We start from the raw sequence: 14,999 nt of genomic DNA on the forward strand, positions 1-14,999 counted from the left end.
AAAGCATCAGCATCACAATAAAAAACAGCAGCTCAAAGGGATGAATCATGAAAAAAATACTAATTCCAGTAACGAACCACGCAACACTTGGCGATACAGACCAAGCTAACGGTACTTACGCTCCAGAACTTACCCACGCTCTGAAAGAAATCATGGCTGCTGGATTCGAATACGACATCGCTTCTATCAACGGTGGCAAAGCGCCACTCTACGGAACGGATATTGAAGGAGATGTGGTTAACGCTGATATCTTGGCGGATGATGATTTCCAAAACCGCATTAACAACACGATTCCAGTAAGCCAAGTCAATGCAGAAAGCTACGACGCTATCTTCTACCCAGGCGGTTTTGGTCTGCTTTCGGATTTGGCAACCAATGAGCAGTTCGCTAGCATCGCAGCAAAGCACTATAAAGATGGCGGTATTGTCGCAGCGGTATGTCACGGCCCTGCAGCCCTACTTCCTATCGTACTGAGCAACGGCGAGAAACTACTAAGCTCTAAATCGGTGACTGGCTTTACACGTGAAGAAGAGATCGACTTTGGTACGATCAACGACATTCCATTCCTACTGGAAGAGTCGCTTGCTCGTAGCGCAGCGCGTTTCAACAAGGTTCAACCTTGGCAAGAGCTTGTGATTGTTGATGAGCGAGTGATTACAGGCCAGAACCCAACCAGCGCACACGCAGTGGGTGTCGCCATTGTTGAGCAGCTTTCTTAGTCGAGTAACTGTCTTGATTAGGTCACTGGCGCTAACTAAATAAGCGCGTGAAACGAAAAAGAGCATGCTTCCTACCAACACTCTTGAGAGAAGTATGCTCTTTTCTAATTCTATAGCTATTAAGTGCTAGTGACTTCTTTCTAATGACTTCTGCTAATGGCTTCGCAAGATTCCTTCAAGCACATTGAACAGCAAGTCGATCTCCTCAATCGAGTTGTAATGCATACAACCAATACGCACCACGCCCTGCTCTTCAATACCCAACTGCTTCACCAAACCTAGCGCGTAGAAGTGTCCGTTCCACACACAGATATTATGCTCACCCAGCTTCTTAGCGATGAACTCTGGCGAGTGATTATCAAAGGTGATGGCGAATGTTGGCGTTCTCAGGTTCGAATCAAACTCCGTTTTACCATAAAGTTTCGCTCCTTCCAGCTCGCCCAAGCGTTTTAGGAAGTACTCACTCAGTTGGCTTTCATGCTTGTTATAAAGCGCGTAGCTTTGCTCTAAACGAGAACGCAGTGAATCTGTTGGCTCACCAAACTGCGCTAAATAATCCACCGCCGCAATCACACCTGCAAGGCCTTCAAAACTTTGTGTTCCTGTCTCAAATCGACCTGGGCCAATGTTAGTGGCTGGCTCTACCTTGTAAGGCTTTAACGTATGCAGCCATTGAGGTGCAATGTAAGCAATACCCACATGCGGGCCGAAGAACTTATAAGCTGAGCACGCTAAGAAATCACAATTCAGTTGTTGAACATCGATCAAGTGGTGTGGCGCATAATGCACAGCATCAACATAAACCTGCGCACCGTGCTGATGTGCAAGCTCAATAACTTTCGCCATATCAACAATCGAGCCTGTCGTATTCGAAGCAAACGTCACAGCAACAAGCTTGGTCTTCTCATTTAATAGAGACTCGAAGTGCGCCATGTCTAGGCTGCAATCTGATTCGTCTACACGAACTTGGCGAACAATCGCGCCTTTGTCGTCGGCCGCTTGCTGCCAGCTTGATACATTCGAGTAATGGTCTAACGCAGTGACGATAACCTCATCGCCCTCTTTCCAATCGCGGCTGATCGCGCGGCTAAGTTGGAAGGTCAGCGAGGTCATGTTCGCACCGAACACAACATTGCCAGAAGACTCCGCATTGAGTAGCGCTTGCGCCGCTTCTCTCGCTTGCTGCATTAAACCTGTGGTCTTTTGGCTAGAAAAGTAATGACCGCCTAGGTTTGAATTAAAGTGCCCAAGGTATTCCGTCATGGATGCTAAAACATTTTCAGGAACCTGAGAGCCACCTGGCCCATCAAAAAAAGTCACCGGCTTACCGTTATGGTATTGGCCTAGCGCGCTAAACTGCTGGCGCACATCATTAAGAGTGAAGGACATTGCGCGCATCCTTAGCCGTTAGAACAAACACATCCATATAGCCCATCTCATCGTGGTCTATGGTACGAATCGGTTGTGCGTTGTGCCAAAGCTTGCTGTCGGCCAGCATTGCGACTTCACCGTCTTCAAGCACTTTTCTAAAGAATGGGGCTTCATGAGAATCTTGGTACAGCATGATCTCGCCACCCACAATGTTATGACGGTTAACACCAATTAAAGCGATGTGGTCGAAGCCATCTTGGTGAACACCTTCTGGCGCAACCTGTGTCTCTTCAAAAATGGCAGCGATGCGGATTTGGTGGATTTCGATTTCTTGTCCGTCTTCAAGCCCATTGGTTTCAATAAACAGTTCACACATCTCTTGCATGCCTTCGCTGCTTAAGATTGGTGCTTCAATTGGCTCGAATTGGCGAACAACGTCACCTTGAAAGTGATTAATGTCTTCAGACTGAACAAAGTTATGTTTGTCTAGCTCTACGACTTGTCCATTACTGAATTGAACCACCGAGTACCTTCTCAATCGAAACTGACCATCCGCATGCTCTGTGCTTGGAAGCTTAGAGAATGACGGTGACAACTCCTCAACTGCGTGGTTACTGAGGTGGGTAATATGTAGGGTATTTTCGTGAGCATGTAACATCATCGACTCCTTAATGATTGTTAATTAACTTTCGATATTTAACGTTTTGCTTACATAAAGGATACTTGAAGATCTTGCCAAATCAACATTAAACAATCATTTATCCCGTCAGATTTAATAATTCAGACTCTAAATCTAACCTGAAATTCAAAAGCAGTGTATAACACCAGAATAAAAGATGACCAACTCTTAAAACTAGCACACTCCACTAGCTAGTTATAAATCCCTGAAAATTTAAATTTAACGATATTATTAACTGGCAAGTGATGTTTCATATTGTGTCAGCCCTTTCGCTTCAATACGCCAGCCTCCTTGCATGAGTTCAGGCATCACACTCGTCATCATTCATTTCTATGCTTTTGCACAGCGAAATACGACCTACCTATCAATTGCCAAGTTATTGATTATTTACACAACAAACTGAAATTGGTTAATTTATGACTAAGCCAGAAACCAAACGCCTTTGCTTGCGCGTCTGGAACAGGTCGAGTTCGGGGGGAACTCGGCCGCCCTTAATTCAATTTGCTTCCTTTCAGATAGTGGCTTCACTATTCTTTTCAGTCACGAAGACGTTGTCTCCATTAAGCTCCAGTCGAAAATACCTATCGTTATGCTCAATAACACAACTGAATAGCGACAATGCTCACTTTTAAACGGCGTACCGCCTAATTCGAATTAATGATGTGATTTATGTGAAGTGCTAGAAGTGGAATATTGCGAAAGGAATTTACCTAGTGGTTTCTGACAACTAAGAGCATGACGCTTTTGAAATCGACCACAACAACGGACGCAACTTCAAGATCATCGGCAAGGCGATAGCGCTTGTTTTTAGGAAGGTTCTTTGATTGTTAACAACTAGGATGGTTTAGTTAGCCGACGACCTAACAGATGGGTGATCACAAATGTTAGGCGTTTCTCTCTAACACGTTATACACCATTTCTTATTCCTAGAGTTTACCCCACCATTTCACCAACGAGTTATATGGCTTGCTTTTTCTTACGTTAGTAACCTTTATTTAGATAGGGCTATTTGTTAAAGCACAATATATACTTCACAAACAAAAAAACGATTCCTTGTTATGTTAATAAAAACATTCAAAAAAAAGACAGTACTTTAACAGTAAAATGAGTGGACTAAATGGAACTGATCATAGGTTTGGTAGCTATCTACCTTATATATAAAATTTTATTCGGTGGAAAGAAAACAGATGCAGAAGCTGCCAATAACAATTCACGATCTTCTAATATGAGTAAATCAACTCCGCGTAATCAAAGTCAAAATAAAATCAGAGTTTCAGTTTCAACTATTGATGATGGTAATGAGGATGATTTTTCAACATTCGAGATACATACAAGCTTTGGGAATGAACCTACTCGCTCAAAAAACACCTCTGAAGGACGATGGTTAGGTGAAAAAGAAGCATTGGTAATTAATGGTCGTAACATTACTAAAGGTTTCTTTTACTTTGGGGGAGTATTAAATGGGTTAAATGGTTATGGACTCGAACCATCTTTGGTTGATAAAGATAGACCGGCTTCAGAGGTGAATGATTGTGATTTCGAATATCAAGATGACTCGCTAGGGTATTGGCCAAGCTATGCGACTCTATCTAAAGAGTGTCGAGGCCTGTACTTAGATTGGTTAGCATCGGATCGTACAAATGAAGATATATCGATCGGTTATGTATTCATTTACTTTTATGGCTTTGAAAGAAGAATAATTGAAGACATTAGTGAAACTAAAGTTAGTGATGTTGAGTTTTTAGCCATTTTTAATGAAATTACTAGATTACTTGGGATCTACGGTGTGAATCGCTCGTTTAGAAGCTATTCATCTGGATTACTTGAGTTGATGTATTTTCTTAGAAAAAACGTAATCGATGATGCAGGAGTAAAAGCACCAGAAAGTAATAATTCACTAGCGTTTAAGTTTAGGCTAGCAAAAAACGTGCAATCGGGAGTCGCTCTACAATCAGAGCTTGCACTGGAGTGGCTTAAAGATACGAGTGAGTATTCACTGAAGGCACCAGCGCGTCGCTGTGAAGATGAATTTGCGAAATTATTCAAACTTAAATTTGACAATAAATTCCCAGAAGGGTTCAGCGTAAAACCAAACAAGACAAAGCTAAAATTAACATTCCGTGCTGCAAGTAATGCCATTCCGGTCAGTGAGATTGACGCTGGAGATCTCCCGGACCCAAGTATATTGAAAGGACCAATCAAAAAGCTGATCCCAATAGCGGACGAGTGTACAGAACAGTTGAATGCTTATAGTCGATATTTAGCTAAATCAAATACATCAAGACAAGATGTAGCTGCGTTATTATTGCTTCCAAATGAACTGGTTACAGAAATTAAGTCTCCTGTGATTGAAAGGTTCAAATCATGGTCAATGGCAGTGATTAATGAAAATAATGGGCTAACAAGCGTTAAAGAGTTTTGGAAGCATCTTGATATGCCTCTGCCAAAAGCAACCAATAAAAAAGAAAATGAACTGATTATTAGCCTGGCAAGTAAGGTTGATGTCGGTGTTGCTCCTGATTTTAGATACCATCAGTCTAATGTAAAGCTTGATGGTAATTTAGTTCTATTTACACCTGGACACGGTAAATTCTTTGAACCTAGTCGAGCTTACTATCAAGTTGCTACAGCGCTCCGACTAGGTGCAATTGTTGCCACGATCGATGGGCGTGTTGATGACAGTGAAATGCAAGTATTGAAACGTCTTATTGATAGTGATGACAGCCTATCTCCAGGTGAAAAAACATCACTTCACGCTTACCTTAAATGGCGTTTAAATAGCCCTGTAAACATGGTTGGTTTAAAAGCCAGAGTGGAAAGCTTGAAAGATGACGAAATAGAGTTCGTCAAAAAGATTATTGTGTCGATAGCTCTAGCCGACGGTTCAGTCGAAGTATCAGAGGTTCGACAGTTAGAAAAGCTTTATGCAGCGATTGGTTTAGATAAGTCACAAGTATCCAGTGATATCCATAAGCTAACGTCAAACGATGTTCATAAAGCGCAAAACGGCACATCAACTAATACTGATATTAATTCTTTTAGTATTGATAAAGCAGTATTGGCTATGCATGAAAACGATACTAAAAGCGCTAAGAGTATGTTGGAGAGTATCTTCATCGAAGAAGAACCAAAAATTGAGGTTGAATTTCAAGGTCATAATGATGGTTTGGATGACGCCCATAAAGCGGTGTACAACATATTGGTGACAAAAGAGCAGTGGTCGCGTAATGAAGCTCAGTCTATATTCTCCGAACATAAGCTAATGATTGATGGGGCTATTGAAACCATCAATGACTGGTCTTTTGACATGGTAGACGCTCCCGTTTTGGAACAAGATGATGACATTTTTATTGATTTAGAAATTGTTGATGAATTGAAAGGATAATATCGTGGGTAAAAAAATTAGAGCAAAAGAAAGAGATTCCATTATTCAATCTCTAAAATCTGGTGTAACCCCGCGAGTTGGAATTCAGCATATCCAAGTAGGGCGAGTAAATGAGTTAAAAGCTCTCATTCAAGATATTGACCGTGTTTCCCAAGGGGGCTCTGCATTTAGACTGATAATCGGAGAGTATGGTTCAGGGAAAACCTTTTTCTTAAGCGTTGTAAGAGCGATTGCTTTAGAAAGAAAGATGGTTAGTGTGCATGCAGATTTATCACCGGATAGACGCATTCATGCGTCGTCGGGGCAAGCAAGGAATCTGTATTCAGAGTTAATGAGAAACATGTCCACCCGAAACAAACCCGATGGAAATGCACTAACCAGTGTTGTTGAAAAGTTTATTACCGAAGCTAGGAAGACTGCTGAGAAAGAAGGACTCACTATCAATTCCGTTATCCATGAAAAGCTTGCATCGCTAACGGAGCTTGTTGGTGGATATGATTTCGCAAAAGTGATTGAAGCATACTGGAATGGTTATGAAAATGACCGCGAAGATTTAAAAATCAATGCTATTAAGTGGCTTAGAGCAGAATATTCGACCAAAACAGAAGCCAGAAAAGATTTAGGTGTACGGTCTATCATCTCTGATTCATCTTTCTATGACGCGCTTAAATTAACAAGTATGTTTGTCCGTCAAGCGGGCTACCAAGGATTGCTAGTAAACCTAGATGAAATGGTTAATTTGTATAAGTTAAATAGCACTCAAGCTCGAACTTCAAACTATGAGCAGCTCTTACGAATTCTAAATGATTGCTTGCAAGGGTCTGCGGAAAACTTGGGGTTTTTATTAGGTGGAACACCCGAGTTTCTATTGGACCCACGAAAAGGGCTCTATAGTTATGAGGCCCTACACTCGCGCTTGGCTGAGAATAGCTTTGCTAAACAAGCAGGGGTTATTGATTATTCGTCACCCGCTTTACACTTGGCAAGCTTGACTCCGGAAGAGCTATATATTTTATTGAAAAATTTGCGACATGTTTACGCATCAGGAGATGAAACCAATTACTTAGTTCCAGATGATTCTTTGATATCCTTCTTAGAGCATTGCAGTAAAACTATAGGAAATGCCTATTTTCGTACACCTCGAAATACGATTAAGGCATTTTTGGATATGCTAGCAGTCATAGACCAGAACCCATCGATACAGTGGGATCAATTAATTAAGTCAATCTCCATCACCAAGGAACAACCATCGGATTTAGAGTTATTTGATAGTGTTGAGGAACATGAGCTGACCGACTTCAAATTATGATAGACGCGCACACAAAGCTGGATCGTCGAATTCAAAAATGGATCTTTAATCAAGGTTGGTACAGCCTTCGTGAGATTCAGTGCAAGGCTATAGCCCCAATTTTAGCTGGAAATGCAGATGTTTTGATTAGTGCTTCTACAGCTGCAGGTAAAACAGAGGCCTTTTTCTTACCTGCAATAAGCAAGATGCTCAGCGGAGGGAAAACTGGTGTCAACATTTTATATATCAGTCCTTTGAAGGCGCTTATTAATGATCAGGATCGCCGCTTAGAAAGTCTTGCAGATCTTACAGACGTAACTGTTACCCCTTGGCACGGCGATAGCTCCAAAGGACGAAAAAATAGGCTTAAGAAGTCGCCAGCTGGTATTGTTTTAATCACACCTGAGTCGTTAGAGTCAATGTTAATAAGAGACGCAGGATGGGTAAGGGAAGCGTTTTCTAAATTAGATCATATCGTTATCGACGAATTCCATGCTTTTTTGGGGACAGAACGAGGTCATCACCTTGTGTCATTACTCCATCGATTGGAGCACTTGTTAGGTCGATTAGAATCACCAATCCCGAGAACGGCATTAAGTGCAACGCTGGGTAATATAGAAAATGTACCGGTACTTTTACGTCCAAATCAGTCGTTACCCTGTCGAATTATTAGGGATTCTCAATCAACGACGTCCTTAAAAGTGCAAGTTAAAGCATATGTCGAACCAAAAGAGATATCGGAAAAGGGGCCAGAAAGTGCGGAAACCCAGGTGTGTCGAGATCTATTCAAATTTTGTAGAGGAGACAGTCATCTTGTATTTGCTAACAGCAGAAAGCGAACAGAAAGCTTAGCTGCGACTCTGACTGATTTCTGTGATGAAGCGGTCGTACCGAATGAATTTTTCCCTCACCACGGATCACTTGCAAAAGAATTGCGAGAGGATCTAGAGAGAAGACTACAGAACGAGCAATTACCTACCACTGCAATCTGCACCATGACTTTAGAACTCGGAATTGATATTGGTAAGGTTAACTCAGTAATCCAAGTTACTTCCCCTCACTCAGTGTCGAGCTTGCGACAGAGAATGGGGCGCTCTGGAAGGCGAGGAGGTCCATCTGTTTTAAGGATGTTAATCACAGAAGATGAGCTTGACCAAAACTCTGATGTTGTGAGCAAATTAAGATTACAGCTTATCCAGTCACTTGCCATGATAAGACTTTTAATTAGAAATAAATGGTATGAGCCTGCGGATACGGATAAATATCATTTCTCAACGCTTCTCCACCAAATACTGTCTGTTGTAGCCCAATGGGGCGGCGTCAGAGCAGATCAGTTGTTTACGTTATTGTGTAAAAATGGCGTGTTTCAAAAGATCAATGCGAACCAGTTTAAAACGCTTTTGATACACATGGGCCAGCAAGACCTGATCACGCAACTAGAGAGTGGTGAGTTATCTCTGGGCTTAACTGGAGAACGTTTAGTTAGTCATTATTCCTTTTTTGCTGTATTTAAAACACCAGAAGAATATCGAGTTGTTAACGGTGATAAAACACTTGGTTCATTACCAGTAGATTCTTTAATTATGACAGGACAGCACATAGTCTTTGGAGGAAAACGATGGAAGGTTTTAGATGTAGACCCAGACAAAAAAGTTATTAGTGTAGAGTACGCTCGCGGTGGTCAAGCTCCTAAATTTGGAGGTAGCGGTTTAATCATTCATGATGAAATCAGAAAGGAAATGTTCAATATTTTATTGGATGGCGACTATCGAATCTCGATAGACAATCAAAAAGTTGATTTTGTTGACGCTACCGCAAAAGAGTTATTCACAGAAAGTATTGAATATTTTAACGCAGCAGGGTTAGCAAAAAAGTCGATCCTGCAAGTTGGAAAATCAACATGTATTTTTACATGGATGGGTGACAAAGTAGTAAATACGATTGCGGCGCTGCTTATTAATTTAGGCTACGAAGTTGGAAATTTTGCTGGTGTGTTGATAGTTGAAGATGCGAAAGAAGAAAGTATAGAAGCATCACTTAAACAAATTTTGCTAGATTCATTACCAACAGAACAATCATTAGCTAACTCTGTACGTGATAAATGCACAGATAAATTTGATGAGTACCTTCCTGAAGATATTCTCGCATTAAACTTTGGTGCAGCCGCTTTTAATATAGAAAAGGCAAGGCTTTGGCTCAAAAATGTGGTGGTTGAGTAAATCTGATTACGTGAACAAAAGTTTGTAAGTACAAACATTATATTTAATTTTCCATAACGCTTTTTTGTCCAATTGTGAGCTTAAGAATGGGAACGTCTTGCACTCACTACAACATACAAGCTTCTTCAAGGTCGATTTCAAAATCAACGGGCGGTAGGTTTACTAAGTGCTTGTTCGTTGTGTTTAGCAGGGGCTTCCCTACTTCGTTTGTATAGATAGTCGCTAGATAAAGCTTGTCTGAACGGTGGAACGCATCGTGAAAACTCACTTCTTTGTTAACAAGCTGCCAGCAATGGCTTTCACTGTTCTTCCAGCCACGAAAACGTTTGTCTCGATTAAGTTCTAAACTATAACGATTAATTACACTTCAGCCCTTGTTTACACTTTTATTGCCTCCATATTTTCCATACAATCCTAAGCGATTATAAATAAAAACAAATTCAATTTCGGAGTCCTCATGAGCGACGTAAAGCACTGTAATTTATTGATTCTTGGTTCTGGCCCTGCTGGCTATACAGCTGCAGTTTACGCTGCTCGTGCAAACCTAAACCCAGTACTTGTTACGGGTATGCAGCAAGGTGGTCAGCTTACAACAACAACAGAAGTGGAAAACTGGCCGGGTGATGCTGAAGGTTTAACGGGTCCAGCTCTAATGGATCGCATGAAAGAGCACGCAGAGCGCTTTGAAACAGAGATCCTGTTCGACCACATTAACGAAGTCGACCTTTCAAACCGCCCTTTCCGTCTTAAAGGCGATTCTGGCGAGTACACGTGTGATGCGTTGATCATCTCAACAGGCGCATCAGCTAAGTACCTAGGTTTAGATTCTGAAGAAGCATTCAAAGGCCGCGGCGTTTCTGCTTGTGCAACGTGTGATGGTTTCTTCTACCGCAACCAGAAAGTAGCGGTTGTGGGTGGTGGTAACACGGCTGTTGAAGAAGCACTTTACCTATCTAACATCGCGTCTGAAGTTCACCTAGTTCACCGTCGTGACACGTTCCGCGCTGAAAAGATCCTAGTGAAGCGTTTAATGGACAAAGTAGAGAACGGCAACATTGTTCTTCACACTGACCGCACACTAGACGAAGTTCTAGGCGACGACATGGGCGTAACTGGCGTTCGTATTAAAGATACTCAGTCTGACAAAACAGAAGATATCGAAGTAATGGGCGCGTTCATTGCTATCGGTCACCAACCGAACACTGAAATCTTCAAAGGCCAAGTAGATATGAAAGATGACTACATCATCGTTCAGTCAGGTCTTGAAGGTAACGCGACACAAACAAGCATCCCAGGCGTATTCGCTGCGGGTGATGTAATGGACCACAACTACCGCCAAGCAATCACTTCTGCTGGTACAGGTTGTATGGCTGCACTGGATGCTGAACGCTTCCTAGATGGCCTTAACGATAAGTAAATCTGAGATTGCAGATTTGATTATCGGTGCTCTCGCCTCAGTAGATGCAGGGCGTCATCACATTTTGTTGTAAATCCCTAAAGCCCAGTGGTATATCCACTGGGCTTTCTTTTGTATACTAGCCGCCCTCAACAAATAATAATTATCATTAAGCCTTCATAATGGATAAGAAAAAACAACGCAGCTTGAACAAGTGGCTTAAGCAACAGAGTAAGTTAGCGAAACGCTGGCTTATGATTGCGATTAGCCTTGGCGTACTTTCAAGCGTGTTTTTAATTGCTCAAGCAGCTCTTCTCGCCTCTATTCTTCACCAGCTGATCATCGAGAATGTCGATAAGTCTGAACTGGTTGGTCATTTTGCTGGCTTGGCACTTTCGGTCGTTGGCCGTGCGGGCTGTACATGGGGTCGTGAAATCGCAGGTTATCGCTGTGGTGAACAGATCCGTGTTTACATTAGGCAGCTCATTCTCGATAAGTTACGCGAACTAGGCCCTGCGTACATCAAAGGTAAGCCTGCAGGTACGTGGGCAACCTTGTTGCTAGAACAAGTCGAAGACATGCAAGACTTCTTCTCTCGTTACTTACCTCAGATGTCTTTGTCGGTAATGATTCCGTTCATTATTTTGGTCGTGGTGTTCCCAGTAAACTGGGCAGCTGGCCTTATCTTCTTGCTGACTGCGCCACTGGTACCGATGTTCATGGCACTTGTAGGTATGAAAGCGGCCGATGCAAACCGTAAAAACTTCAAAGCGCTTCAGCGTCTTTCAGGTCACTTTTACGACCGTTTGCAATCCATGACAACAATTCGTCTTTTCGACCGTACTAGCGCTGAAACCGAAGTATTGAAAGGTGCATCAGAGGTGTTCAGAACGCGCACCATGGATGTATTGAAGATCGCTTTCTTGTCTTCTGCTGTGCTTGAGTTCTTCACGTCTATCTCTATTGCGATGACGGCGGTTTACTTTGGTTTTACTTACATCGGCGAGCTTAACTTCGGTCACTACGGCGTTGGTATTACTCTATTCGCTGGTTTGTTTATCCTTATCTTGGCTCCTGAGTTTTACCAACCTCTACGCGACTTAGGTACGTTCTACCACGCGAAGCAACAAGCGGTTGGCGCAGCCGAAAGTATTGTCGAGTTCCTAGAAACCGACATCACTAAGGTTAAATCAGGCGACACTCAACTCGATCCGGCTCAAGGCATCAATATTGAAGCTCAAGATCTCAAAGTATTAAGTCCTGAAGGTGTTCAATTGGTTGGTCCTATCTCGTTCGCGCTTAACACTCGACAGTCGACTGCGTTAGTTGGCCCAAGTGGTGCGGGTAAAACGAGTTTGATCAACGCTATTCTTGGTTTCATGCCTTATGAAGGAAGCTTGAAAATCAATGGCATTGAACTGCGTAATTTAGACTTGGTATCTTGGCGCAAGACGATCAGCTGGGTTGGTCAAAACCCATTGTTGCTTCACGGCAGCATTCGTGACAACGTCACTCTGGGTAAGCAAGATATCACTGACCAAACTGTTCAAAACGCACTTGAGCAATCTTTTGCTAACGAATTTGTAAACGAGCACGGCTTGGATTACATGATCTCTGACCGTTCAGGTGGCCTATCTGTTGGTCAATCTCAGCGTTTGGCCTTGGCTCGTGCAATGATTCAAGACGGCCAATTCTGGTTGCTTGATGAACCGACTGCCAGCCTAGATACTCGCAGTGAGCAGCTCGTGATGAAAGGCATCAACAGCAACATCGAAAGTCGCACTGCCCTGCTTGTGACGCACCAACTTGCTCCTCTTCAATCGGTCGATAACATTCTGGTTATGCGCGATGGTGGTCTTGTGGAACAAGGTCATTACTCTCAGCTCTCGACTGCGGGTGGTTTATTCGAAGAGATGCTAAACGCGAACTTAGCTCAACAAGACAATAAGGGTAATTTAGATGCGTGATTTACTGCCTTACCTGAAACTCTATAAAAAGCATTGGTTTGGCCTATCGCTAGGCATGCTATTGGCCTTTGCTACTCTATCGGCTTCTATCGGCTTGTTAACACTATCGGGTTGGTTCATTTCAGCTTCTGCGGTTGCTGGCCTGACGATTGCGCGTGAAACCTTCAACTACATGCTGCCGGGTGGCGGTGTACGTGGTTTGGCAATGAGCCGTACTGCGGGTCGTTGGGGTGAACGTGTTGTGAGCCACAATGCGACATTCAAGCTTCTGACTGATCTGCGTATCTTCTTCTTCAAGAAGCTGGCTCCGCTGATCCCAGGTCGTATTTCAAACCTTCGTGACGCCGACCTGCTTAACCGCTTGGTTGCGGATGTCGACGCAATGGACCACGTTTACTTGCGCTTAGTAAGCCCAGTGACGGTTGGTGTGTTCGGGATTTTCTTCCTGACTCTGTTCTTGATGTGGTTCGATAGCTCGCTTGGTTTAATCTTAGGTTCTATCCTTCTGATCATGCTGCTAGTTTGGCCTGTCTTGTTCTACAAGCTAGGTAAGCGTAACGGCGGTGAGCTAACACAGAACAAAGCAGATCTTCGTGTTACCACTCTAGATTGGATTGAAGGCTACAGCGAACTGACTCTGTTCGGTGCGGAAGAGCGTTACCGTAATGCGATTCTAGAGACGCAACACAAGCTGATGGCGAATCAGTTTGTGAACGCTAACCTAACAGGTATGGCTTCAGCAGCGCTCATGCTGTTCAACGGTTTAACGCTGGTTCTTATGCTTTGGCTTGCAGCTGATGGTGTTGGCGGCAATGCTCCAGACCCGTTCATCGCGCTAATGGCATTCGCAACTATGGCAAGCTTCGAGCTATTAATGCCAATCGCAGGCGCGTTCCAGCATTTAGGTCAAACTCTGTCTTCTGCTCGTCGTTTGAACGAAGTTATTCTGTCAGAGCCTGAAGTTCAGTTCGCTGACGAGAAGCTAGACATCAACAAGCCGCTTGATATTACGTTCTCAAACGTGACGTTCAACTACCCTGACTCTGAGCGCAGTGTTCTGAACGCTGTCGACCTAACGATTCCGGCTACGAATAAGGTTGCGATTGTGGGTCAAACGGGTTCTGGTAAATCGACACTGATTCAGCTTCTAACTCGCTACTGGGATCCGAAAAAGGGTTACATCTCTATCGCGGGTATTGAGCTGACACAATGGAACGAATCACAACTGCGTGAATCTATCAGTGTGGTAAGCCAACGTGTCGACATCTTAAACGGCACGTTGCGCGACAACTTGCTGATTGCAAAACCAGATGCCAATGATGATCACCTAGCGAACATCCTTAAAGACGTTGGCCTAGAAAAGCTGCTTGAGAATACTGCACTTGATAGCTGGTTAGGTGACGGTGGTCGTCAACTGTCTGGTGGTGAGAAGCGCCGTATTGGTATTGCACGTGCAATCCTTCATGATGCCCCTATCCTGCTTCTTGATGAGCCTACAGAAGGCTTAGATAAGCAAACTGAGCAGAGCATCATGGCACTGTTTGAGAAGCACTTTGAAGGCAAGACGGTTATCTTCATTACGCACCGTTTGATCGGTCTGGAATCAATGGATTCTATCGTTCTGATTGAACAAGGCGAGATTGTAGAAAACGGTTCTCACGAGACACTACTGAACGAAGAAGGACGTTATTTCCAACTTCGTCAGGCAATCTAGCGCCTTCATAGATTCTATCTAAGCTATAAAAAAAACCATTTAAAGCCCGAGTTCATGCTCGGGCTTTTTGTATCTATCGATCTTGTTAGCTCTCGAGCATTGTATCTTCTCACTAGACTTACCCGACACTCACGCGTCATTGAACTCAAAATAACCCCAAAGCAATATTCAAATCATAAACTTAAGCAAGGCTAAGCGAATACGTTACTTTTTAAACCATAAAGCTAAAAACACACCAAAATCACACATTATCAAACCGTG

9 protein-coding genes and 1 pseudogene are annotated in these 14,999 nt (G+C 43.0%); 7 read left to right on the plus strand and 3 right to left on the minus strand.

Annotated features, from left to right (window positions below; all coding sequences use genetic code 11):
• The first annotated feature begins 47 nt into the window (after positions 1–47).
• On the plus strand, positions 48–719 hold the full coding sequence (locus FLM53_RS01650) for a type 1 glutamine amidotransferase domain-containing protein (protein WP_176680985.1): 672 nt from the start codon (positions 48–50) through the stop codon (positions 717–719).
• Between the two features lie 153 nt (positions 720–872).
• Here the strand turns inward: FLM53_RS01650 and FLM53_RS01655 are convergent, their stop codons facing one another.
• On the minus strand, positions 873–2,108 hold the full coding sequence (locus FLM53_RS01655; protein ID WP_176680984.1) for a cysteine desulfurase-like protein: 1,236 nt from the start codon (positions 2,106–2,108) through the stop codon (positions 873–875).
• Positions 2,092–2,748, minus strand: a complete 657-nt coding sequence (locus FLM53_RS01660) for a 2OG-Fe dioxygenase family protein (protein WP_029405418.1) — start codon at positions 2,746–2,748, stop codon at positions 2,092–2,094. Before FLM53_RS01660 ends, FLM53_RS01655 begins: the two co-directional genes overlap by 17 nt.
• A gap of 1,138 nt (positions 2,749–3,886) precedes the next feature.
• On the opposite strand from FLM53_RS01660, the gene FLM53_RS01665 reads away from it, so the two are divergent.
• The 3 genes from FLM53_RS01665 to FLM53_RS01675 are packed head-to-tail and all read left to right on the plus strand — an operon-like array spanning position 3,887 to position 9,661.
• Positions 3,887–6,154 carry a TerB N-terminal domain-containing protein gene (locus tag FLM53_RS01665; protein ID WP_176680983.1) on the plus strand — a complete coding sequence of 756 codons (2,268 nt, stop codon included), beginning with the start codon at positions 3,887–3,889 and terminating at the stop codon, positions 6,152–6,154.
• Between the two features lie 4 nt (positions 6,155–6,158).
• Positions 6,159–7,463, plus strand: a complete 1,305-nt coding sequence (locus FLM53_RS01670; protein WP_218644173.1) for an ATP-binding protein — start codon at positions 6,159–6,161, stop codon at positions 7,461–7,463.
• Complete coding sequence (locus tag FLM53_RS01675) at positions 7,460–9,661, plus strand: DEAD/DEAH box helicase (protein ID WP_123284460.1); 2,202 nt, start codon at positions 7,460–7,462, stop codon at positions 9,659–9,661. The genes FLM53_RS01670 and FLM53_RS01675 overlap by 4 nt, the downstream gene beginning before the upstream one ends.
• Before the next feature lie 106 nt (positions 9,662–9,767).
• Here FLM53_RS01675 and FLM53_RS01680 read toward each other — a convergent pair.
• A pseudogene (locus tag FLM53_RS01680) lies at positions 9,768–9,960 on the minus strand (hypothetical protein); the annotation flags it as partial.
• Between the two features lie 158 nt (positions 9,961–10,118).
• On the opposite strand from FLM53_RS01680, the gene trxB reads away from it, so the two are divergent.
• From trxB to cydC, 3 genes are all read left to right on the plus strand, one after another.
• Positions 10,119–11,078, plus strand: coding sequence for a thioredoxin-disulfide reductase (gene trxB, locus FLM53_RS01685; protein WP_004733400.1), 960 nt, complete (start codon positions 10,119–10,121; stop codon positions 11,076–11,078).
• A 161-nt stretch (positions 11,079–11,239) separates the two neighbouring features.
• A complete protein-coding gene (gene cydD, locus FLM53_RS01690; protein WP_176680981.1) occupies positions 11,240–13,024 on the plus strand; it encodes a cysteine/glutathione ABC transporter permease/ATP-binding protein CydD in 1,785 nt (594 codons plus the stop codon).
• A complete protein-coding gene (cydC, locus tag FLM53_RS01695; RefSeq protein WP_176680980.1) occupies positions 13,017–14,738 on the plus strand; it encodes a cysteine/glutathione ABC transporter ATP-binding protein/permease CydC in 1,722 nt (573 codons plus the stop codon). The genes cydD and cydC overlap by 8 nt, the downstream gene beginning before the upstream one ends.
• Positions 14,739–14,999: the final 261 nt, after the last annotated feature.

Source organism: Vibrio sp. Scap24 (assembly GCF_013394185.1).
GTDB classification, from domain to species: Bacteria; Pseudomonadota; Gammaproteobacteria; order Enterobacterales; family Vibrionaceae; genus Vibrio; species Vibrio pomeroyi.